Raw genomic sequence first — 22,051 nt, 5'->3', positions numbered from 1 at the left:
CGTCAGGCGCCCGCGAGCGAGAGCGCGGCCCACGCGATCGGCGGCAGTGTCACGTGCAGGATGCCGCCGTCCACCCGGGCGTCGACGGTTCCGGGCGTCACGCGCTCCGGCTCCTCGAGCGTGTTCCGCGCGTACGGGTCGTCGTCGTGGACCAGGTGCGTCTCGGCGATCCGGACGTCACCGAGGCCGCTGACGTCGATCGCGATGTCGACGCTCTCGTCGCGACCGCGGTGCACGAGGAAGATCGCCGTCGCGCCGGTCTCGGCGTCGTGGGTGGCGACGGCGTCCACCGCGGGGACCGCGCCGAAGGTCGAGGTCTCGATGGTCGGCCCCTCGACCCGGAGGCGCAGCGCGTCGCCCTGCGCGAGACGCGAGGTGATCGCGAAGGGGAAGAACGTCGTCTGACGCCACGACGGTCCGCCGGGCTCGGTCATGATCGGCGCGATGACGTTCACGAGCTGAGCGAGGGAAGCGGATGCCACGCGGTCGGCGTGCGTGAGCAGCGAGATCATGAGGCTGCCGAAGACGACGGCATCCACCGCCGAATACACGTCCTCGAGGAGCCGCGGAGCCACCGGCCAGTTGTCGATACCGCTGAGCTGATCCACGTCGTGGAAGCGCGTCTGGTACCAGATGTTCCACTCGTCGAAGGAGATGTCGATCCTCTTGTCGCTGCCGCGCACCGCGCCGACGTGGTCGGCGGTCGCGACGACCGCCTCGATGAACCGGTCGGTGTCGACCGACGACGCGAGGAACGAATCGATGTCGCCGTCGTGCTCCTGGTAGTAGGCGTGGCACGAGATCATGTCGACCTCGTCGTACGTGTGGGTGAGGACGACGCGCTCCCACTCGCCGAACGTCGGCATCTGCGCGCCGGAGGATCCGCACACCACGAGCTCGATGGACGGGTCGAGCTGACGCATGCCCTTCGCCGTCTGCGCGGCGAGCTTGCCGTAGTCGTCGGCGGAGCGGTGGCCGAGCTGCCAGGGTCCGTCCATCTCGTTGCCGAGGCACCACACGCGCACGTCGAAGGGGGCCTCGCGTCCGTTGTCGATGCGCTGCTGCGACAGAGCGGTGCCACCGGGCAGGTTGCTGTACTCCAGCAGGTCGATGGCCTCGAGCGTCCCGCGCGTGCCGAGGTTCACCGCGAGCATCAGCTCGCTGCCGGCCTTCTCGAGCCAGTCGGAGAACTCGTGCAGTCCCACCTCGTTCGTCTCGGTCGAGTGCCACGCGAGGTCGAGGCGGCGCGGGCGCTGGTCGCGCGGGCCGACGCTGTCCTCCCACCGGAAGCCCGAGACGAAGTTGCCGCCGGGGTACCGGATCATGCTCACCCCCAGCTCGCGCACGAGCTCGAGGACGTCGCGACGGAACCCCTGCTCGTCGGCCTCGGGGTGGCCGGGTTCGTAGATGCCGTCGTACACGTGGCGGCCGAGGTGCTCGACGAAGCCGCCGAAGAGGCGGCGCCGCACGGCCCCGATGGGGAAGCGGGGGTCGACGGTCAGGCGTGCGGTGGTCATCGTTGCTCCTCCGGTCGGTCCCGACGCTACCCGCCCTGCTCGACGTCGTAAAACGTTTTCGAAACTCCCGCCGCCGGAAGGACCGGGTTGCATGCCCGAGCGGTGGCGCGGGCCCCGGCGGTGGCGCCAGATCACGCGACGTGGCCGAGATCACGCGCCGTTACACGCCATTTCGGGTCACCTCGACCAGATCACGTGATGTGGATGCCAGCACCCACAGGCCGCGCCCCGACCGGGTCAGATGACCGCCGCGCTCCAGGGGTCGGGGAGGCCGAAACGGAACGCCTCGATCGACACCGCCTGCTCGCGCAGGAACGGCAGCAGTTCGATGCGGCCGGCCGTCGTGACCTCGCCGGCGTACACCGTCAGCGTGGAGTCGCCGCCGAGGGTCTCGGCCAGCGCGACCCTCAGGCCCTCCGCCGAGGCCGCTGTGCCGACGAGCCGCACGCGCGACGGACGAAGGGCGACCGCCGTGTCGTCGGTGGACTCGGCATCCGGGATGCCACCCGCCAGGCGCTGCAGCCACTCCTCGTCGGACTCGACCGAGACGGGCACACCGCTCTCGCCGAGCAGGTGCCGCACCGCGGCGGGGAGTCCGACGGGGGTGCTCAGCGTGAAGCGGGATCCGGACCGGACGGCCGCGACGAGCACGCGCAGCACCGCCTGCCACGGGGCGTCGGCGGTCGCGCGCACCGCGACGTCGGTCGGTCGATACCGCAGGAGGTTCCGCTCGACACCGAGGCGGGAGGCATCCTTCACCCGCCCGAATTCGCGGTCCCACGCGACGGCGTCGGAGAGCGCCCCGCGCCGGAGCCATTCGAACGCGGCGTAGTCGAGCGTCGGCTGGGCGGCCTCGATGAGCGACGAGATGCGCGTGTCGAGCCCGCGCAGGTGCAGCGTCGACGACGCCGGGCCACCGGACGACGGCCGCCACGCCCCCAGCGCCACGAGCCGGTTCGGGCCGCCCGACATCGCGCCCGGGCCCACGCCCGCCGTACCCCAGCCGCCGAGCGGCTCGCGCTGCACGACGGCGCCCGTAGTGGGGCGGTTGACGCGCAGCATCGCGGCGTCGGCAGTGTCGAGCCACAGCTCGAGATCGGCGGCGTCGCGGGTGTGGAGCCCGGCGACGAAGCCCGAGCCGACGAGGTTCTGCAGCTCGATCGCGCGGGCCAGGGTCGGGGCGTGCAGGATGCCGAGCACCGGCGCCGCGACGGCGGTCCGGGTCAGGTGCGAGCCGGCGTGGACCCCGGTCCGAACGCCGGGCGTCCAGAAGCGGCCCGCGGTCTCGGGTCCGAGGTCGAGTTCGCGCGGCTCGACGAGCCACCGCTCGCCGTCGGCGAGGACGGTCAGCGCGCGGCGGACGTCGCCCGTGGGTTCCTCGACCAGCGGACCGACGTCGGACAGCGGATCGTCGGCGGGCCCCACGCGGAGCGACCCGACGGCATCCTTCAGCTGCGCCAGGAAGCGCGTCGAGCGCGCGACGGCCCCCACGAGGATGACGAGCGACGACGCCGTCGCGGCCTGACCGGCCCGGGCGAAAGCCCCCGAGACGATGTCGGCGACCGCGCGGTCGAGGTCGGCCGACGGCGCGACGATCACGGCGTTGCGCCCGGCCGTGAGCGCCTGCAGCGGCAGGTCGGGGCGCCACTCGACGAAGCGCTCGGCCGTCGCGCGGGCTCCCGCGAGCAGCACGCGGTCGACGCCGGGGTGCACGATCAGGGCGCGACCGGATGCCTCTTCGTTCAGGTCGACGTAGGCGAGCGCGTCGCGCGGGACCCCGGCGGCCCACAGCGCCTCGGCGACGACGGCTCCGGCCCGCCGCGCGCGCGGCGACGGCGTGAGCACGACGCCGGAACCGGCGGCGAGCGCCGCGAGGGTCTCGGCCGCGCACAGTCCCACCGAGGAGTTCCAGCGCGGCGCGACGACCGTGAGCCGGTCGGGCACGAACACGGCCCCCGCGACCCGATCCAGTTCCTTCGCGGTCGCGGCGTAGTACGCGGCGGCGTCGATGGCCTGGTCGACCTCCGCGTCGGCCTCGGCGAACAGTGCGCCGCCCTCCGACGCGAGTACCTCGACCAGCTCCGCCCGGCGCTCGGCGAGCGACCGGGATGCCGCTTCGATCACCGCGGCGCGGTCGGTCGCGGCTCGGCTCCCCCACTCCTCCGCGGCGTCGCGGACCCGGGAGATCACGGCATCCAGGCCCGATTCGTCATCGATGCGACCGGCGGCGGCCGTCGCGTCCCCGGCCGTCGATCCGGCGACGGCGGCGAGGACGTCGTGCGCCCACGCGCGGTCTTCGGGGACGCTGGGGTCGGCAGCGGGGACGTTGCGGAAACCGGGTGCCGCGCCCGACAGCTCGACGGTCTCGCGCACCGAGAACACCGCGGTGTCGACGAAGGCCTGACCGCCGAAGAGCATCTGCTGCACGTCCGGCCCCAGCGCCTGCGTGTCGCCGGGGGCGGCGTCGCGGGCGATGCCGAGCACCGCCTGCGTCAGGCCCGGCTCCTCGGCATCGGCATCGGCGGGTTCGCGCAGGATCGGCGGGGTCGGCGCGATGCCGCGCTGCGGGGCGCGGCCGGGCGCGGGCGTCGCCTCGGGCGTCGCGAACGCGGCGGCGATGCGGGTCTCGGGGTCGCCGTCGCCGTCGTCGCCCTCGGGATGCCGCTGCGCCGCCCGCGCGGCGAGCCCGGCGATCACCGCGTCGGCGTCGTCGGGATGCACCACGGGCGCGAGCAGGACGTGCTGTCCGTCGACGGCCCAGCCGCCGAGCAGCAGCGCGAGATCGATGTGCGCCTCCGCGTCCTCGGCGAGGGCGCGCACGATCGCGGCGCGCACCGGGTCGCCGGTGGCGAACTCGACCCGCAGTCCCTCGGTCGCGCGGCGACCGAGTGCTTCGCGCGCCGTCGCGACCGTGAGTGCGTCCAGCTCGGCCGGGGCCGTGACGGCCGGGGCGGGCCAGCCGCCCCGAGCGGCGCGGAGGGCGTCGTCCGTGACGGGAATCGCGTCGTCGAGGCGCACCGCGAGCGGCGATCCTCCGCCGCTGACGCGAACCCGCGCCCACGCGGCGAGTTCGCGCAGGGCCCCCAGCGTCTCGGGCACGGCGACGGGCAGCGCGATCCCGGCGGACGCGTCGCGCAGGCGCGGTTCCTCGAGCACGCGGGTGAGGACGGCGACGGTGAGGTCGAGGTCGTCGCGCCCCTCGGCGACGAGGGTGACGCGCGTGCCCGAGCCCGCGGCATCCAGGAACAGCGGAAGCAGCCGCTCGGCCGCGTACTCGACGTCGGCTTCGAACGCCCACCGCGACAGCCCCGCGACGACCTCGGTCACGGCGACGGAGACGCGCGGCACGTCCTCGCGCGCGACGAGGGCCCGGATGCCATCGACCCGGTGCCGCGCGGCCGATTCGCCCCGCACGGCAGGCCCGGTCAGCCGCAGGTCGGGGGTCACGTCGGGGCCCAGCGCGGCGAGCGCCGGACCGAGGTGGTCGCCGCGCGCGTCGAGGAACAGGGACGACAGCGCGTCGGAGAGGAAGCGCCGCGCGAGAGGGACCGCCGGGGACGGCAGCACGGGGGCGATCGCCGCGCCGAGCTGGACCGCGCCACGCGCCACCCAGGGCAGTCCGGCCGGGACCTCACCCGAGAGCCGCGGGAGGGCGGCGGCGGGAGCGGCTGTCCCCTCGGGCCGCAGCACACCGTCCGCGGCGCGGGCCAGGAACCCCGCGATCTCGGGAGACGCGGAGGGGGACGCCGCGAACGTCGCGGCGTAGGAGACGGCGCGCTCGACCGGGTCGGTGGAGAGCAGGGGACCGTCCGCGTGCGGCTCGTTCTCGCTCATGCCCCACAGCCTAAGGAGCCGACGCGCCCGCCCCCGGCGGCCCCGCCGCGTGGCCTCGAATCGACGCGGGAGGGGCCCCGCCGCGCGAGCGACGGGACCCCTCCTCTGGCGAACGCGTCAGTTCGCGCGGACGCGGCGCCGCCGCCGGATCAAGACGCCCGCGGCCAGCGCGAGCAGACCCAGCACGAGCGCGGCGATCGACACCGTGCCGCCGGTGACCGCGAGGGGCGTGCTCGCGGTCGGAGCGGCCGGAACCGGGGGCGTGATGCCGGCCGCCGCGCGGATCTCCACCGGCACGGACGCCTGCACGTCCCCGATGATCGCGACCAGGTCGTGCGTCCCCGCGGGAACGTCAGCCGGCAGCGTCACGGTGACCCGGAACGTCCCGTCACCGTCGGTGCGCAGTGCGCCGAGGGCGATCGGCGCCGAGTGCAGCTCGAGTCGACCGTCGGCGTTCGCCGGCCAGCCGGTGCCCGTGACGGTGATCGTCCCGCCCGCGATCAGGTCACCCGACACCGCCAGCGTCGGGTCGCCCGCGGTGGCGCCGACCGAGGCCGAGCCCGTCCCCCCGACGTTGCCGGCCACGTCCACCGCGCGGTAGGACATCGTGACGGCACCCGCCGGAGCGGTCACGACGGCCTCGGCGCCGGACACGGCGGTCCAGGTCGCGGCGTCGCCCAGACGGTACTCGATGCGGTCCACGCCGGAGGCGGCGTCGGCCGCGGTCAGGCGCACCCTGCGGGTCGTGGCATCCACCGCGCTCGTCACCGTCGGCGCGGCGCGGTCGACGCGAACCGTCGCGGGAACGGATGCCGAGACGTTGCCGGCCGCGTCCGTGGCGCGGAACGCGAGGTTCGCCGTGCCGTCCGCCGGGGTGACCGCGCCGCTGTACGCGGCCCACGTCGTGCCGCCGTCGGTGCTGACCTCGAGCCGCGGGGCGGCGTCGGTGTCGTCGGTCGCGGTCGCGGTGACCGAGACGGGCGACACGAACCAGCCGTTCGCACCGTCCGGCGCGGCGGGCGAGCTCGAGACCGTCACGCTCGGCGCCTGGGTGTCGGGCGTCCGGGTGTGCATCCGCAGGAACGTGACGGAGTACGGCGCGAACGTCCGCGTGAAGCTCCCGCTCACGGTCACGTCCGACGTGGTCGGCGCCACCGGAGTGGCATCGGCCGTGTTCACCGCACCCGGGGCGGCGGCCAGCACCGTCATCTGCGCGGTCGGCAGCACCGGGAGTCCGCCGAGATCCACCTTCGTCACGGCCTCCTTCGCCTGCGCGTTGACGACCTTGAGGATGACGTCACCGGTCACCTCGTCCTTCGTCATCACCTGGGCGAACGGTTCGACCGCGGTGTTGGTGAAGTGGCCGGCCTGCTGCCCGTCGACGAAGAGCGTCACCTCCGGGCCGCGCACCTGGATGCGCAGGTCGTAGGTGCGTCCCGCCTCGACCCGCGGCGTCCCGGTGTCGGTCACGATCGACTTCGCCCCGTCGACGGCCTTCTCCACGACGCTGCGGGTGTTGCCCCAGCCGCCGAGGTTCCACCACAGGTAGTCGGCCGAGCCCTTCACGCCGAACCCGACGAGGAAGCCCTCGGCACCGGCGAGCTTCGTGGCCTTCAGCGACACGTCGTAGTCCGTGGCATCCAGGGCGGGACCCGCGACGAGGGTGTTGTTCGCCGTCGTCGACGACTGCACGTAGCTGCCGTCGGCCGCCGACCACGATCCCGCGTTCGCGAGCTTCGTCCAGCCGTCGTCGTTCTTGTCGGAGAAGTCGTCCGCGAAGAGCGTCTTCCCGTCCGGGTCGGTGACCTTCACGTCGTCGTAGCGCGCCGACGTGCTCCAGGTCGAGAGCCCGACCGATCCGGCGAGACCCGTGGATGCCAGGTCTCCGTCGGCCGTGGTGGGCACGACGCGGCCGCCCGTGTTGGTCATGAACAGCTTCTGCACCTCGTAGTTGGCCGAGCCCCACACCTGGTCGCGGTCGAACCAGATGAGGTCGGGCCGCCACTGGTTGCTGCTCTGGTCGGCGAGGAGCGGTGCGTAGGACGCCATCTTCACGACGTCGGCGTTGCGCTCGAGGCCGGTCATGTAGGCCGCCTCCGACAGCGCGTTGTAGAAGCGGTTGTCGCGCGAGGCGTACTCGCCGATCCACACCTTCGGGCCGTTGCGGTCGTAGGAGTCGTACCGGATGTTGTGCGAGAGGAACCACGACGGGTCGCGGTAGTAGTGTTCGTCGACCATGTCGACGTTCTCGGCCCGGTTCTGCGCCCAGTGCTTCTCGAAGTTCGCGCCCTCGGCATCCGGACCCGAGTTGCTGATCAGGATCATGTCGGGGTACTTCGCCTTGATCGCATCCCGGAACTGCACGAAGTTCGCCATGAACGCCTCGGGATAGTTCTCCTCGTTGCCGATCTCGATGCGGTCGAGACCGAACGGAGCGGGGTGTCCCATCTCGGCGCGGAGCTTGCCCCACGTCGTGTCGACGCCGCCGTTGGCGAACTCGATGAGGTCGAGCGTGTCCTGGATGTGGCGCTGGAGCAGCGCGGGATCGGTCTGCTGCAGACCCTGGCCGCAGCCGTTCAACAGCGCCGGCACGTCGGGCACGGGCTTGGCGCCGATGTCCTCCGCGAACTGGAAGTACTCGTAGTACCCGAGGCCGAGCGACTGGTTGTAGCCCCAGAAGTTGGCGTTGGTCGCGCGGGTCTCCACGGGTCCGACGCTGTCCTTCCACTGGTACGACCGGGCACGCTGGTAGCCGGATGCCGCGGAGTAGTCCTCGTGGCTGTTCACGTTGACGATGCAGCCACCGGGGAAGCGGACGAACTTCGGGTGCAGGTCGGCGATCTTCTGCGCGATGTCCTTGCGCAGCCCGTTCGCGTGGCCCTTGAACGTGTCGCGCGGGAAGAGCGAGACCTCGTCGAGGCGCAGCGTGCCGGCGCCGCCGGCCTGCACGAGCAGACGGGCGCCGTCGGTCGTCGCGGATGCCGTGACGGTGCCGCTGTACTTGACCCAGCCGTCGCCGGCCACCGTCGCGGTGACCGCGTCGGAGAGCGCGGAGCCACCGGCCGAACGCAGCACGATCGAGACCGGCGTGCCGGCCGGAGCCGTCGTCCGCGCCCAGAACGACACGTCGTACAACCCGCCCGATGTCAGCGCGATGCCCGTGTCGAACCCGGCGTTCTCCACGCCGAAGGTGCCCGCACCGGCGTTGTTCAGGTCGAGCCGCAGGTACGTGCGGTTGCGGTCGTTCATGCGCGCGGCGTCGTTGACCGGCTTCGCCGACCCCGCGCCGCCGCCGAGACCGACGGGCGTCCACGCGGTCATGCCGGTGAAGCCCTGGTTGTCGACGGGGAGGAACTCGAACGACCGGTTGCGCACGAGCTCGGCGTAGAGCCCGCCGTCCGCGGCGTTGTTGATGTCCTCGAAGAACACGCCGTACATCTCGTCCGAGATCTCGGCACCGTCCTTCGACGGGTCGGCGGTGATCGAGTAGTCCGCGGTCTCGTCGGTCGGGTACGCGGCGTTCAGACGCTGCTGCTCGGCGACGCTGATCGGCAGGACCGTACCGTGACGCGGACGGCTCGGGAGCCCGGCATCCGGGACCGACGTCCAGTTCCCCGACGCGATGTCGCGCGTCTCGAACATCATGTAGCCCTGGCCGCCGTGGTAGCTGGGCTGGTCGATGAGCATGTACCAGTGGCCGGCTTCGGCGTTGTCGGCGAACACCGTCGGACCCTCGCCGTTGGTGAACGTGCCGCCCCACGGGTTGGGCTGGCCCACGCCGATCTGCTCCTTCACGAGCTGCCAGCCGGGCGTCGAGGTGGTCGTGGGGAGCGAGCCGGTGACGGTCGCGGTCAGGTCGGTCGAGCGCTCCTGACGGACGGTCATGGATGCCTCGTCCTTGATGAACCGGTAGTACACGTCGCCGTCGCGCACGACGGTGGCGTCGATCGTGCCCTTGCCCGCGCCGCGCTTGACGTCGACCCACGGCTGCGGCTCGCTGAACGTGACGAAGTCACGGGTGGTGACCATCATCATGCGGTTGTAGCTGTCGGCGGCGCGGCGGCCGTCGGTCGAGGCGCTCGGGTACAGGTTCGAGGCCCAGTAGACGACGTACTCGCCGCGGTCCGGGTCCCACGTGGCCTCGGGCGCCCACGTGTTGCCGGCGAGCGCGCTGGACACGGTGATCTGACGCAGCGGGCTCCAGGTCACGAGGTCGTCGGACTGCCAGACGTTGAGCTTGCGGCTGCCGACCTCCTGGGCACGGCCGAAGTCGCCGTTGTAGCGGTCGAACATGTTGAGGTCGGTGGACAGCATGTAGAAGCGGTCCCCGTCGGGCGAGCGCATCACGAACGGATCGCGGATGCCTTCCTCGCCCTGATCGGAGGTGAGCACGGGCTTGCCGTCGTTGAGGGTCAGCCAGCTCTTCGGGTCGTTGCCGCGCGACGTCGCGAACGAGATCTCCTCGTCGGTCGTCGTGCTCTCGCCGGTGAAGAACGGGAAGAAGTACGCGCCGAGTTCCTGCTTCTCCGGCAGTGGCTGCACGACGAGCGAGAAGGTGCGGGTCACGGAGCTCGACCCCTTGCTCACGGTCGCGGTGACCTCGACGGTCTTCGCGGCGGAGCCGTGCGCGGGGCGCGTCACCTCGCCGGTGGCCGTGACGACCGCGGCGTCGGACGACGTCCACGCGACGGTGGTGCCGTTCTGTCCGGCGGTGGGCAGGGTGACGTTGCCCCGGACGTCGTCGGCGCCGGGGATCGCGAGCGCCGCGGCCGCGGCATCCACGTCCTGCTGGTTCGAGGGCGTGCCCTCGGCGACGAGCGCCTTGACCTCGTCGTCGGTGAGCGCGGCGTCGTAGATCGCGACGTCGCGCACGCCGCCCTTCCAGATGCGGTCGGGGTACGACGACTTGCCGATGTAGGACACGAGCCCGGTCCCGAAGTCGGCGACGGTCCGGGTGGATGCCACGGTGCCGAGCTTCGTGCCGTCGAGGTACGCCGTGATCGAGGTGGGCGTGATGACCGTCGTGTACAGCGCCCACGCGTCGGTCGCCGCGGGACCGGCGACGCCGCGCGACGCGTCGGTCGGCGAGATGCCGCGCTCGAGCGTCCACGGCTGGCCGATGCGCGGACCGTCGGTGAGCACCGACTTCACGCGGCCGGCGGGGTTCGACGGATTCAGCAACCAGTACTGCTGCGGCAGGTTCTCGGTGGTGCCGAAGAACATCGCGGCCTGGTTCCCCGCCCCGGTGCGGTCCTGCAGCCACGCGGACACCGTCACGGTGCTGCGGCCGTCGAAGAGCCCGGTGGGCAGTTCGACGTACGCCGCGTTCGACCCCGCGGCCCCGCCCGGGAGCGACAGCTTGTCGCCGTCGAGGGCGAAGCCGGTGCCGCGGATCGTCGCGACGTGACCGTGGCCGGACGCGTCGGGAACGGTGGTCCCGGTCGTCGCGGCGAAGTCGTACGACGCCAGGGGCACGGGCAGCGGCGCCGCAGCCGCACCCACCGCGGGCACGAGCCCGCTCAGGACGACGGCGGCAGCGGCCAGGAGAGAACCGGCGCGACGGAGTGCCCTCCCGCGCGCGGCCTCAGGGGTTCGGGGGCGTGACAGCACCAAGATCGTCCTCCTCGACGATGGGTGATCCGGCGGGGCCGGCGGAAGCGAGCTCGAATTGTGAGCGCTCACTTTTGCATCATTTTTGGGGTTGCCCCACCCCCGTGTCAACAGCTATCACCCGTGGTAGCGCTCCCGGTCGCGAAATGTGAGGCTTCACACACGACGGCGCGTGTTGGGCCCCACGCGCCTCCGGCCCCCGGCCGCGACCCTGGTTCGCTACTGTCGATTCGCCCCGACCACTGGAGATCGCCATGGCTCAGACCTTCACCGACATGCCGCTGGACCTGCTGCACGAGTACCGCCCGGAGCTCCTCGAGCCCGAGGGCCTGGATGCCTTCTGGATCGAGACGCTCGCGGAGGCCCGCGCCGCCGCCCGTCCCGCGACGCTCACCGCGGTGGACGGCCCCGTCCGGGCCCTGTCGGTTCGGGACCTGACCTTCACGGGGTACGCGGGCGACGAGATCCGCGGCTGGGTCGTGCGCCCGCACGGCGACGAACCGCTGCCGGCGGTCGTCGAGTTCATCGGGTACGGCGGCGGGCGCGGCCTCCCCGGCGACAAGATCGCGTGGGCCGCGGCCGGCTACGTCCACGTCATCATGGACACCCGCGGCCAGGGCTCGGGATGGAGCATCGGCGACACCCCGGACCCCCACGGATCCATCGCCGCCTACCCGGGCGTCATGACCCGTGGCATCCACGATCCGCGCGAGTACTACTACCGCCGCCTGTACACCGACGCCGCGCGCCTGGTCGACGTGGTCCGCGAGCTTCCCGGGGTGGATGCCACGCGCATCGCCGTCACCGGCGGCAGCCAGGGCGGCGCGCTCGCGATCGCCGCGGCGGCGCTGTCGGGCGATGCGGTCGCCGCGGTGATGCCGGACGTGCCGTTCCTGTGCGACATCCCGAACGCGATCGTGCGGACCCCGTCCCCGCCGTTCACCGAGGTCACGCGGTGGCTCTCGATCCACCGCGACGACACCGCGACGGCCCTGCACACGCTGTCGCACATCGACGGCGCGATCCTCGCGCGACGGATCGCGGTGCCCGCGTTCTTCTCGGTCGGACTGATGGATGACATCGTGCTGCCGTCGGGGGTGTTCGCGGCGTTCCACGCCCTGGCATCCGAGGACGCCGCGATCGAGATCTACCCGTACAACGGCCACGAGGGCGGCGGATCACGCCACTGGGCGCGTCAGGTCGCGTGGCTCGACGCCCGCTTCGGCGTCGCCTCGAGCGCGTGAGTTGCCGCGATTTGTCGCCCGGCCGTGCCCGGAGGCGACAACTCGTGGCAACTCACGTGCAGGGGCCTCAGCGCCAGTCGCTGGGCGCGGGCCGCTTCGTCGAGGGCAGCGCCGAGGCTGCGGCCCACTCGTGCACCCACGGCTCGACGTCGGGCACGCCCTCGGGGCGTCCGACCGCGGCGAACAGCTCCTCGTGCGGCACGGTCCCGCCGGTGCGGCGGAGGATGCGGGCGCGGATGATCGCGCGCGCGAAGATCTCGCCGTCGACGACGGCGCGGTGCTCGAGGTAGACGGCGCGGTCGTCGTGGCCGAGCATGCGGGTCTCGAGCTCGAACCGCTGCCACAGTTCCAGCGAACGCCGGAACGTGATCGTCTCGGCCGCGACCACGGCGTACCAGCCGTGCGCCTTCATCGCGCCCGCGATGCCCGTGCGCGTGAGCAGGTCCCAGCGCCCGAGGTCGAACAGCGACAGGTAGCGGCCGTTGTTGAGGTGCCGCAGCAGGTCGATGTCGGTGGGCAGCACGCGGATGCGGATGCGTCCGACCGAGTTCGGGTCGACGGGGCCCTCGCGCCGCAGGCGACGCTGCGCGCGGAGGAGGACGAGAAGGGTGCGCCAGAGGACGTTCACGAGCCGCGAGCGTAGTGATCTTCCTACGAAGCGGCGATTCCTTTGTGCCCAGCCGACAACGCCGGGGGGTCGGGTCCGCGCGGCGGATACACCCAGGCCACCAGCACGACCGACACGATCATCAGCAGGAACCACGAAGACAGCTTTGACGCGTCGACCGGATGCCACCCGCCCACCTGCGACGGATACAGCCACGCGCCGGCGTACGTCGCGATGTTCTCCGCGAGCCAGATGAACACCGCGACACCGGCGAAGGCGAGGAGGAGTGGCATCCGGAATGTGCCCCGGAAGAAGCGGAAATGCATCATCGTGCGCCCCCACAGCACGAGGACCGCGAGGACGAGCACCCAGCGGAGGTCGACGATCCAGTGGTGGGTGAAGAAGTTCGCGTAGATCGCGGCGGCCACGATCGCCGTGAGCCACCGCCGCGGGTAGCGCATGAAACGCAGGTCGAACAGCCGGTAGACCCGCACCATGTAGCTGCCGACCGCGGCGTACATGAAACCGCTGTAGAGCGGGACGCCGCCGATGCGGAGGACGCCGTCGGCGGCGTACATCCACGACCCGACGTCGGTCTTGAACAGCTCCATCACCGTGCCGACGACGTGGAACAGCACGATGACGCGCAGTTCGCGGAGCGTCTCGAGCCGGCCGACGACCATCGCGACCTGGATCACGACCGCGGCGATCGTCAGGGCGTCGTTGCGGGCGAGCGCCGCGTCGTCGGGGTACCAGAGCTTCGCGGCGAGGACGGCCGCGAGGAACGCCGCCCCGAACACGCACGCCCACGCCTGCTTGAGCACGAAGACGGCGAACTCGACGAGACGCGCGCGGGCACCGGTGGCGGGGGCCGAGCGCAGCAGCCGGTTCGCGTACGCGTCGATGCGGGCCTCGACCGACGTGAGGGCGGGGCGCGCGATCATGCCCCGGATCGTGGCACGCGAGTCTGGCAGGACGCCGATGCCCTACCGCATCGCGGGGTCGTCGGCATCCGATTTCCGGGTGGCGGGAGGGCCGCGTAGAGTCGCGCCATGACTGCGGAAACCCGAACCGACATCGTCGTCCGTCCGGTACGCGATGTGGATGCCGAGGCCCTCGGCCGCGTGCACGCGACGTGCTGGCACGAGACGTACGACCACCTGATCAGCACGGCCGCCCTCGAGGCCGTCTCCCCCAAGCGCATGGCCGAGCTGTGGACCCACTGGGCCGCCCAGGGCGAGGACTACCGCATGCGTGCGGCCCTCGTCGACGGCGAGATCGTCGGCTTCGTCGGCTCGGGTCCCGCCCGCGACGAGGACGCCCCGCGGGCGCGCGAGCTGTACTTCATCTATCTGCTCGACCAGTTCCACGGAACCGGCATCGGCCAGCAGCTCTTCGACGCCGCCGTCGACGAGGGCGAAGAGCTGTACCTGTGGGTCGCGGAGGACAACCCCCGCGCCCACCGCTTCTACGCGCGGAACGGCTTCGCGCTGGACGGCGCGTCGCACGTCGAGCCCTTCCTCGGTGAGGAACTCACCGAGGTGCGCTTCGTCCGCTGACGTGCTGGAGATCTGGGCCCTCGAGGGCATCGGCGAGGTCACGCCCGGCACCGACCTGGTCGGGGTGATCCTCGAGGCCGCGGGCGGCTCGCTCCGTGACGGCGACATCGTCGTCGTCACGAGCAAGATCGTGTCGAAGGCCGAGGGCCGGATCCTGCACGCCGACGACCGCGAAGACGCGATCACGCGCGAGACCGTGCGGCTCGTGGCATCCCGCACCTCCCCCGCCGGGCACGTGACGCGCATCGTCGAGAACCGCCTCGGAATCGTCTCCGCCGCCGCCGGGGTCGACGCCAGCAACACCCCCGAGGGCACGGTGCTCTTGCTGCCGGTCGACCCCGACGCCTCGGCCCGGCGCATCGCCGAGGGCCTGCGCTCCGTCGCCCGAGTGGGCGTGATCATCACCGACACCCTGGGCCGCGCCTGGCGCGAGGGCCAGACGGATCACGCGATCGGGGCCGGCGGCATCCATGTGTTCGAAGACCTCCGCGGGACGTCGGATGCCGAGGGCCGCCCCCTCGTCGTCACCCTGCCGTGCGTGGCCGACGAGATCGCCGCGGCGACCGACCTCGTGAAGGGCAAGGCGTCGCGCCGCCCCGTCGCGATCGTGCGGGGACGCGCAGACCTCGTGGGCGATCTCGACCTGCCCGGCGCGCGCTCGATCGTGCGGGATCCCGAGCGCGACATGTTCCGCCAGGGAGCGGACGAGGCGTACGCCGAGGGCTTCGCGACGGGTCGCGCGGCGTGCGACTGACCCCCTGTCCCCCCTCGTCCCACATATAGGGGTGCATGTCCCACTTGTGGTCACCTGGAGAGGCCCGCACCGACCAGAAGTGGGACGAGGGGGCTCAGTCAGCGGATGCCGCGAGCGGCGAGCGCGTCGCCCAGGTCATCCGCGTGGCGCAGGGCGACCACCAGGAACGGCAAGGTTCCGCGCACGAGCGACGGACGGAGCCCCCGCGCGCGCTGGGCATCGCGCACCTCCGCGGCGTGGCGGGCGAGGACGGGGATCGTCGTGAGCGTCACCATCCACAGCAGGGCGACGCGCGCTGGGTCGATGCCGACGAGACGCAGCGGCCGCAGCCCTCTCTCGAGCGCGTCGAGCATCGCGGAGACGGGGGTCGTGAGCGGCACCACCCCCGCGATGAGGACGGCCGCCGCCACCCGGGCGGTGTTCGCCGCGGCCGGCTCGAGCCCGAGGAAGATCAGCTGCCCCGCCGCCGTGATGGCGATCATCCAGCGGAGTGCCCAGGCCTGGCCGCCGAGCGCGCGAAGCCCCCGTCCGACGCCCATTCCCGCCGCGGCATACACCGCGATCGGAACGGCGACCGCGATCGGGACCGTGATCCACACCGGCGGCAGCGCCGCGACAATGACCGCCACGACCGCGAAAACCGCGAGCTTCGGGCCGGCCGGCATCCGGTGCATCCATCCCGCGCCGGGGCGGTACATCGTCAGCACGCCAGGGCGCTCTCGTAGGCATCGACGACCGCGCCCGCGGCACCGGATGCTACGACCCGGCCGTCCGCGAACAGCACGGCCTCCTCGCACCGGCGTGCCAGGGCGAGGTCGTGCGTGACGACAATGAGCGCGTGCCCGGTGTCGGCGAAGAGGTGGTCGGCGACGGCGCGGGCGTTGCGCGCGTCGAGGAACGCCGTGGGCTCATCGGCGACGACCAGGTCGGGCTCGCGCACGAACGCACCGCACAGCGCGAGGAGCTGCTTCTGACCCCCGGAAAGGTCGTGGGCGGGGCGGTCGGCGAGGGCTTCCAGGCCGAAGCGTTCGAGTGCCGCGGCGACGCGGCGGTTTCGTTCCTCGCGCGCGAGGCGGAGCGGACGGAGCGAGAGCGCGACATCCTCGGCGACGGTGGGCATGATGATCTGCGCGTCCGGGTTGCTGAGCACGAGGGCGACGCGACGGCGGAGGTCAGCGGCATCCCTGTCCGGATCGAGACCGAGAACCTGCAGCTCTCCCGACGCGCGCCGCACGAGCCCGGCCGCGAGTCGGGCGAAGGTGGACTTGCCCGAGCCGTTGTCGCCGATGATCGCGATGGTCCGGGCTTCGAGGTCCAGGGTCACGTCGTGGAGCACCTCCGTGTCGCCGAGGCGGGCGGTTAGTCGCCGGCAGCGGATCACGCGTGCACGTCGGCCGGCGTCCGTTCACCGGCAGCCCCGCGCCACGCGCGCCGGAAACCTCGCGGATAGGCACGCACCAGCACCGACACCACGATCGTCGCAATAGCCGCTTTGAGGAGATCCCCCGGCACGAACACCAGGCTCGTCAGCGCCGTCTCGGCGAGCGGCAGACGCGTCACCAGGCTCTGCACCGGGATGCCGAGGGCGTAGATGGCGCCGATCCCCCCGACGATCATCGCCGCGGCGGTGCGCCACGCCACGGGACGACGTCCGCCCGCGTGCACGATCAGTCCGATAACGATAGCCCCGAGGATCCACCCGAGGGCGTACCCCGCAGTCGGTCCCAGGAAGACGCCGAATCCTCCCCGCCCGCCCGCGAGGACGGGGAGTCCCACTGCGGCGAGCGCGAGGAGGATCGACACCGAGAGCGCACCGAGCCACGGTCCGAGAACTGCGCCGGCCAGCATCACTCCGAGCGTCTGCGCCGTGATCGGCACGCCGCCGAAGAGGGGGAAGCTCCCGGGCAGCCCCAGGACCGCGATGAGCGCGGCGAAGACGGCGACGCGGGCGAGGTCGGTGGCATCGAGAGTGCGGGTCATGAGCACGCCTTTCCTGAACGGTGTTCACCTGAACAGCGTTCACTATACTCAGACGCATGGCACCCCGAGGACACTCCGCCGACGACGTCGCCCAGACGGCCCTGCGGATCCTCGATGATCACGGACTCCCCGACCTCACCATGCGCCGACTCGCAGCAGCCCTGGAGGTGCAGCCCAGCGCTCTGTACTGGCACTTCCCGAACAAGCAGACCCTGCTCGCGGAGCTCTCGGACAGGATCGTCGGCCGGATGGCATCCGGAATCCCCGTCGACCTCCGCACCGAAGCTCTCGCCCTGCGGGACGCTCTGCTCGCGTACCGCGACGGCGCCGAGGTCGTCTCGAGCACCCTCGCGCTCGGCCTCGGGTCGACGCTGGCGCACGATCGGCTGACCGCCGCGGTCGCCGCCGCCGGGTTCGACGCCGACACCGCGCGCCGCGGCGCCACCACGGTGCTGCACTACGTGCTGGGCTTCGTCTGGCACGAGCAGCAGCGCCTGCAGTACGACAGCCTCGGCGCGCGCGAGGGCACCTCGGGCCTCGAGAGCGACGACTTCGCCTTCGGACTCGACCTCATCGCCGACGGGCTGCGGGCGCGCGCGGGCGCGGGGCCGCTCGCGTAGGGGGTGGGTTGCGGGCGGGGCTGCGGGTTGCGGGCGCGGGCGGCGCGGCGGGGCTGCGGGCGGGGCGGCGCGGGTCGGCATTCGGCATCCATAAACGCCATCCGCTCACAGAAACACGCTCTGCACGCGTTTATGCGCGCAAACAGCGTTTATGCGTACTGGCGCGAGGCCGCCAGAGGGCAGAGCCGCGGGGCGCGCGGGGACCGCGCGAGGTAGCGGTCGGGCAGACGCCGGGCCGCAGCCGCGCATTCGGCATCCATAAACGCCATCCGCTCACAGAAACACGCTCTGCACGCGTTTATGCACGCAAACAGCGTTTATGCGCGCTGGCGCGGAGCGCGGAGCGCGGGGCCGGAGCGCGGGACCAGAGCGGGGGCGAGGGCATGGCGCGGCGCGGAGCCGCGGGAGGCGCGGCGCGGAGCCGCGGGAGGCGCGGCGCGGAGCCGCGGGAGGCGTGGCACGGAGCCGCGGTTGGGTGGGCGCGAGGCCGCGGCCGGCATTCGGCATCCATAAACGCCATCCGCTCACAGAAACACGCTGTGCACGCGTTTATGCGCGCAAACAGCGTTTATGCGCGGCTCGCGCGGAGCCGCGCGGACGCCCGCGCGCACGCGATGAGCGCGCAGCGCGCCGCACATCGTTTCGCCCGAGCAGTAGCCGCAAGGCCCTGCCCGCTCAGCGCATCTTCACGTCGCCGAAGAGCCGAGCGATCGGCGCCAGGACGCGCGGTCGCGCGGCCACCCATCCCGCGGCCATCATGAGCAGGGATGCCGCGAAGATCAGCAACCCGGTCGGGTCGCTCGTGAAGGCGTCGGGGTCGACCGCGCCGCGGGCGGCGTACATGTGATTCAGGTTGCGCAGGGCGCCCGTCGCCAGCACCAGCCCGACGTGCACGACGATGAACGCCACGAAGAACAGCATCACGGGGAAGTGGATTCTGCGCGCCCACTCGAGGGGGTACATCCGGTTGAGCTTCTCGGCGTTCTTGGGCCACACGCCCGACAGCCGCACGCCGCTGACGATCGCGAGCGGCGCGGCGACGAACGTGATCGCGAAGTACGACAGCTGCTGGAGGCTGTTGTAATTCACCCAGCCGTTCTCGGTGGGCCAGTCGAGCGAGACGTACTGCAGCGCGGCTGACAGCGCGTTCGGGAAGACCTCCCACGACGTCGGGACGATGCGCATCCACTGCCCGGTCGCGAACAGCAGGACGACGAAGACGACACCGTTCGCGATCCACAGGATGTCGACAGCCTGGTGGAACCACAGCGTCAGGCTGATGCGGCGCTTCTTGTTCTTCCGCGGGGACCAGAAGGCGCTCGGCCGCTTCTCACGCCGCACCTGCCATCCCGTGCGGATGATGAAGAGCAGGAAGAAGCTGTTGAGGAAGTGCGACCAGTTCAGCCATACGGGGAGCCCCACCGGCGCCCCCTCGGGGAGCGGGTACTCGCCCGGGAAGGCGGCCAGGAAGTCGCGCCCCGGCTCGAGAGCCAGGACGAACCGCGCGAGCAGCACCGCGATCCCGGCCAGCGCGAACGCGAAGACTCCGAGCACGATCATCGAGCCGAGCCACTGCAGCGGCGTGTAGGGGCCGATGCGGTGCGGTTCGGCCTTCGCGGGGCGAGGTGCGGATGCCGCGACGCCCGGCCACACCGTCCTCCGCACCGCGAGGGGCGGGCGAGGGGCGGCCGACGGGGTCGCGGATTCGGAAAGCGTCACCGGATTCGGATCGATCTCGCCGATGCGTCCGGATCTGCCGCCGTTCTCCGAATCTGCGCGCGCGGAAGCCGGCGGCCACGGCTCGCCACCCGAAACGCGAGGCAGCCCCCGCCGCACCTCCGACGCGGGCGCGGAGTCCGCGGCATCCGGATCCGAAAGAGGCTCACGCCCGGAACTCGCGGAATCCGCGAGACCGGCCGCATCCTGCGCGACCGACACGGCCGCGGATTCGGAAAGCGTCACCGGATTCGGATCGATCTCGCCGCTACGTCCGGATCCGCCGCCGTTCTCCGAATCCGCAACAACGGAACCTGGCGGCCACGGCTCGCCGTCGCCCCGCGCACCCTGCACCGGCGCGGCGCCCACCACGGAGATGTCGTCCCCCGCCTCGGGCGCGCCGGAGACCGCGGGCGGCCAGGGCTCCCCGCCGGGGACGCGCGGCAGCCCGCGACGCGGGTTGCGTGGTGTGGACGCCATCTATTTCTTCGGAGCCTCGAGCGCGCTGATCAGGTGCGGGACGACGGTGAACAGATCTCCGACGATACCGAAGTCGGCGATCGCGAAGATCGGCGCCTCGGCGTCTTTGTCGACCGCGACGATGGTGGTAGCGGTCTGCATGCCGGCGCGGTGTTGGATCGCCCCCGAGATCCCGAGCGCGATGTACAGCCGCGGCGACACGGTCACGCCCGTCTGTCCGACCTGCGCGGCGGCCGGCACGTATCCGGCGTCGACCGCCGCGCGCGATGCGCCGACCGCGGCGCCGAGCACGTCGGCGAGCTGCTCGACGAGCGCGAAGTTTTCGCGCGAGCCCACGCCGCGCCCTCCGGCCACCACGATGTCCGCGCCGCGCAGCTCGGGGCGCGACGACGGCGCGGCGGTCTCGGAGAAACTCTCGACTCGACCCGCCGGGACTCCGGATGCCACGACCTCCAGCCGCTCGACGACAAGAGGCTGCGTGTCGAGGCGCTCGGTGACCGCGCCCGGCCGCAGGGTGGCGACAAGCGGCCCGAAGGTCGGGGCACCCTCCACCGTGAATGCCCCACCGAAGGCGGAATGCCGCGCCACGATCCCGAGCTCGTCGCGGTCGAGACCCACCACGTCGGCAGCGAGCGGCAACCGCAGACGTGCGGCCAAGCGGGCCACGGCGTCGCGCGATTCGATGGAGTTCGACGCGAGCACGAGGTCGGGGCGCTCGCGCGCGACCGCCGCGGCGAGCGCGTCGACCACGGGAAGGGTCAGGGCGTCGGAATCGGCGTCGGCGGTGAGCACGCGCACCGCGCCGAGGCCGGCGGCCTCCTCCGCGGCGCGCGACGGTCCCACGACGACCGCGACCGACTCCCCCACCCGGCCGGCCGCGGCTAGCAGCCCCGCGGACGACGCGGCGAGCGCCCCATTGGGGAGTACCTCGAGCAGCACGAGCGCGACGGTCATCGCAGCACCCCCTCGTCGGCGAGGAAGGCGGCGAGCTTCTCGGCGGCGTCTCCGTCGTCGGTGATCTTGATCCCCGCCTCGCGGGGAGGGCGCTCGGTGACCGACAGCATGATGTACCGGGGCACGGCGGGATCCTCCGCCTCGACGCCGAGGGCCGTGGCATCCAGAGTCTCGTACGGCTTCTTCTTCGCCGCCATGATGCCCTTGAAGGTCGTGAACCGCCCCTCGGGCATCGCCTCGGTGATCGAGACGACCGCCGGGAGCGCGGCCGACACCCGCATCGTGCCCGCGTCGCTCACACGGTCGCCGGAAGCGGAGTCGCCCGTCAGCTCGAGGCTCGACAGCGCGGTCAGGTTCGGCACGGCGAGGATCTCGGCGACCATCGCGGGCAGCACGCCGCCACCCCCGTCGGTCGAGAGGTTGCCGGCGATCACGAGGTCGAATCCCGTGCGCCGGATGGCCGCCGCGAGCACCTCGGCGGTCAGCAGCAGATCGGCCCCGTGCAGCGCATCGTCGACGACGTGCACGGCGGACGTCGCTCCCATCGCCAGCGCCTTGCGCACCGTGGCCGCGGCCGATGCCGGCGCCATTGTCAGCACGACCACCTCGGTTCCCTCATGCGCATCGGCGTGGGCGAGCGCGGCCTCGACCGCGCGCTCGTCGATCTCGTCGAGCACGGGCGTCGCGGCCGCCCGGTCGGTCAGCCCGGTCTCGAGGTCGAGCCGGCGCTCGCCCCACGTGTCGGGCACTTCTTTGATCAGCACCACGATCTTCATCGACGCGGCTCCTTCGTTCGGGGGATGGATGCCACGGCCTCATGGCCACGGCCACGTTCGGGGCGCGGAGGCTTCGACAGGCTCAGCCACCGCTGCACGCCCCGCCGCCCGCGCGACGCCCGCGGAGGCTTCGACACGCTCAGCCACCACCGCACAACACAGGTCCCTGAGCCCGTCGAAGGGACCGGGCCCCCGCGCGACGCCCGCGGAGGCTTCGACACGCTCAGCCACCACCGCACAACGCAGGTCCCTGAGCCCGTCGAAGGGACCGGGCCCCCGCGCGACGCCCGCGGAAGCTTCGACAGGCTCAGCCACCACCGCACAACACAGGTCCCTGAGCCCGTCGAAGGGACCGGGCCCCCGCGCGACGCCCGCGGAGGCTTCGACACGCTCAGCCACC

15 protein-coding genes are annotated in these 22,051 nt (G+C 72.3%); 4 read left to right on the top strand and 11 right to left on the bottom strand.

Features of this window, described 5'->3' with window-relative positions; translation table 11 throughout:
- Window positions 1-2: 2 nt before the first annotated feature.
- The 3 genes from AB0O24_RS16245 to AB0O24_RS16235 all read right to left on the bottom strand — a co-directional run bounded on the left by AB0O24_RS16245 (window position 3) and on the right by AB0O24_RS16235 (window position 10,961).
- Complete coding sequence (locus AB0O24_RS16245) at window positions 3-1,517, bottom strand: alpha-N-arabinofuranosidase (RefSeq protein WP_363376391.1); 1,515 nt, start codon at window positions 1,515-1,517, stop codon at window positions 3-5.
- A 237-nt stretch (window positions 1,518-1,754) separates the two neighbouring features.
- Complete coding sequence (locus AB0O24_RS16240) at window positions 1,755-5,351, bottom strand: proline dehydrogenase family protein (protein WP_363376388.1); 3,597 nt, start codon at window positions 5,349-5,351, stop codon at window positions 1,755-1,757.
- A 117-nt stretch (window positions 5,352-5,468) separates the two neighbouring features.
- Window positions 5,469-10,961: an alpha-L-arabinofuranosidase C-terminal domain-containing protein gene (locus tag AB0O24_RS16235; RefSeq protein WP_363376452.1), complete on the bottom strand. Its 5,493-nt coding sequence runs from the start codon at window positions 10,959-10,961 to the stop codon at window positions 5,469-5,471.
- Window positions 10,962-11,215: 254 nt separating this feature from the next.
- Between AB0O24_RS16235 and AB0O24_RS16230 the strand changes: the two genes are divergently transcribed.
- Entirely contained in the window at window positions 11,216-12,205 is a 990-nt protein-coding gene (locus AB0O24_RS16230) for an acetylxylan esterase (protein ID WP_363376386.1), read from the top strand.
- Between the two features lie 67 nt (window positions 12,206-12,272).
- Here AB0O24_RS16230 and AB0O24_RS16225 read toward each other — a convergent pair whose 3' ends face one another.
- Window positions 12,273-12,833 carry an acyl-CoA thioesterase gene (locus AB0O24_RS16225; protein WP_363376383.1) on the bottom strand — a complete coding sequence of 187 codons (561 nt, stop codon included), beginning with the start codon at window positions 12,831-12,833 and terminating at the stop codon, window positions 12,273-12,275.
- Between the two features lie 23 nt (window positions 12,834-12,856).
- A complete protein-coding gene (locus tag AB0O24_RS16220; protein ID WP_363376380.1) occupies window positions 12,857-13,756 on the bottom strand; it encodes a DUF817 domain-containing protein in 900 nt (299 codons plus the stop codon).
- Window positions 13,757-13,864: 108 nt separating this feature from the next.
- Between AB0O24_RS16220 and AB0O24_RS16215 the strand changes: the two genes are divergently transcribed.
- Together AB0O24_RS16215 and cofE are read left to right on the top strand one after the other, a co-directional pair.
- Entirely contained in the window at window positions 13,865-14,371 is a 507-nt protein-coding gene (locus AB0O24_RS16215; RefSeq protein WP_022879470.1) for a GNAT family N-acetyltransferase, read from the top strand.
- Window position 14,372: 1 nt separating this feature from the next.
- On the top strand, window positions 14,373-15,125 hold the full coding sequence (gene cofE / locus AB0O24_RS16210; protein WP_363376376.1) for a coenzyme F420-0:L-glutamate ligase: 753 nt from the start codon (window positions 14,373-14,375) through the stop codon (window positions 15,123-15,125).
- A 98-nt stretch (window positions 15,126-15,223) separates the two neighbouring features.
- Here cofE and AB0O24_RS16205 read toward each other — a convergent pair whose 3' ends face one another.
- The 3 genes from AB0O24_RS16205 to AB0O24_RS16195 are packed head-to-tail and all read right to left on the bottom strand — an operon-like array spanning window position 15,224 to window position 17,105.
- Window positions 15,224-15,832, bottom strand: coding sequence for an energy-coupling factor transporter transmembrane protein EcfT (locus tag AB0O24_RS16205; protein WP_307384645.1), 609 nt, complete (start codon window positions 15,830-15,832; stop codon window positions 15,224-15,226).
- Window positions 15,826-16,506: an ABC transporter ATP-binding protein gene (locus AB0O24_RS16200; protein ID WP_363376374.1), complete on the bottom strand. Its 681-nt coding sequence runs from the start codon at window positions 16,504-16,506 to the stop codon at window positions 15,826-15,828. The genes AB0O24_RS16205 and AB0O24_RS16200 overlap by 7 nt, the downstream gene beginning before the upstream one ends.
- Window positions 16,503-17,105 (bottom strand): biotin transporter BioY, encoded by a 603-nt coding sequence (locus tag AB0O24_RS16195; RefSeq protein ID WP_275799485.1) that lies wholly within the window; start codon window positions 17,103-17,105, stop codon window positions 16,503-16,505. Before AB0O24_RS16195 ends, AB0O24_RS16200 begins: the two co-directional genes overlap by 4 nt.
- Window positions 17,106-17,161: 56 nt before the next feature.
- Between AB0O24_RS16195 and AB0O24_RS16190 the strand changes: the two genes are divergently transcribed.
- Window positions 17,162-17,725, top strand: a complete 564-nt coding sequence (locus tag AB0O24_RS16190; RefSeq protein ID WP_363376371.1) for a TetR/AcrR family transcriptional regulator C-terminal domain-containing protein — start codon at window positions 17,162-17,164, stop codon at window positions 17,723-17,725.
- A gap of 675 nt (window positions 17,726-18,400) precedes the next feature.
- Here AB0O24_RS16190 and AB0O24_RS16185 read toward each other — a convergent pair.
- Genes AB0O24_RS16185 through AB0O24_RS16175 form a run of 3 tightly spaced genes read right to left on the bottom strand, consistent with a single transcriptional unit; the run spans window position 18,401 to window position 21,651 of the window.
- The gene (locus AB0O24_RS16185) at window positions 18,401-19,921 is read right to left on the bottom strand and encodes a cytochrome b/b6 domain-containing protein (RefSeq protein WP_363376368.1); all 1,521 of its coding nucleotides are present in this window, start codon (window positions 19,919-19,921) and stop codon (window positions 18,401-18,403) included.
- Window positions 19,922-20,875 carry an electron transfer flavoprotein subunit alpha/FixB family protein gene (locus AB0O24_RS16180; protein ID WP_275801749.1) on the bottom strand — a complete coding sequence of 318 codons (954 nt, stop codon included), beginning with the start codon at window positions 20,873-20,875 and terminating at the stop codon, window positions 19,922-19,924.
- On the bottom strand, window positions 20,872-21,651 hold the full coding sequence (locus tag AB0O24_RS16175; RefSeq protein WP_275801748.1) for an electron transfer flavoprotein subunit beta/FixA family protein: 780 nt from the start codon (window positions 21,649-21,651) through the stop codon (window positions 20,872-20,874). The genes AB0O24_RS16180 and AB0O24_RS16175 overlap by 4 nt, the downstream gene beginning before the upstream one ends.
- Between the last annotated feature and the right edge of the window lie 400 nt (window positions 21,652-22,051).

Source organism: Microbacterium sp. NPDC086615 (assembly GCF_040686055.1).
Classification (GTDB): Bacteria; Actinomycetota; Actinomycetes; order Actinomycetales; family Microbacteriaceae; genus Microbacterium.
The sequence above is the reverse complement of the archived record's forward strand: the minus strand, read 5'-3'. Positions and strand labels throughout refer to the sequence as shown.

What these genes read in the sequence shown, in the direction of transcription:
- AB0O24_RS16190 (WP_363376371.1), top strand. Translation starts at nt 17,162, where the DNA reads ATGGCACCCCGAGGACACTCCGCCGACGACGTCGCCCAGACGGCCCTG.
- AB0O24_RS16245 (WP_363376391.1), bottom strand. Translation starts at nt 1,517, where the DNA reads ATGACCACCGCACGCCTGACCGTCGACCCCCGCTTCCCCATCGGGGCC.
- AB0O24_RS16240 (WP_363376388.1), bottom strand. Translation starts at nt 5,351, where the DNA reads ATGAGCGAGAACGAGCCGCACGCGGACGGTCCCCTGCTCTCCACCGAC.
- AB0O24_RS16195 (WP_275799485.1), bottom strand. Translation starts at nt 17,105, where the DNA reads ATGACCCGCACTCTCGATGCCACCGACCTCGCCCGCGTCGCCGTCTTC.
- AB0O24_RS16215 (WP_022879470.1), top strand. Translation starts at nt 13,865, where the DNA reads ATGACTGCGGAAACCCGAACCGACATCGTCGTCCGTCCGGTACGCGAT.
- AB0O24_RS16180 (WP_275801749.1), bottom strand. Translation starts at nt 20,875, where the DNA reads ATGACCGTCGCGCTCGTGCTGCTCGAGGTACTCCCCAATGGGGCGCTC.
- AB0O24_RS16175 (WP_275801748.1), bottom strand. Translation starts at nt 21,651, where the DNA reads ATGAAGATCGTGGTGCTGATCAAAGAAGTGCCCGACACGTGGGGCGAG.
- AB0O24_RS16185 (WP_363376368.1), bottom strand. Translation starts at nt 19,921, where the DNA reads ATGGCGTCCACACCACGCAACCCGCGTCGCGGGCTGCCGCGCGTCCCC.
- AB0O24_RS16220 (WP_363376380.1), bottom strand. Translation starts at nt 13,756, where the DNA reads ATGATCGCGCGCCCCGCCCTCACGTCGGTCGAGGCCCGCATCGACGCG.
- AB0O24_RS16230 (WP_363376386.1), top strand. Translation starts at nt 11,216, where the DNA reads ATGGCTCAGACCTTCACCGACATGCCGCTGGACCTGCTGCACGAGTAC.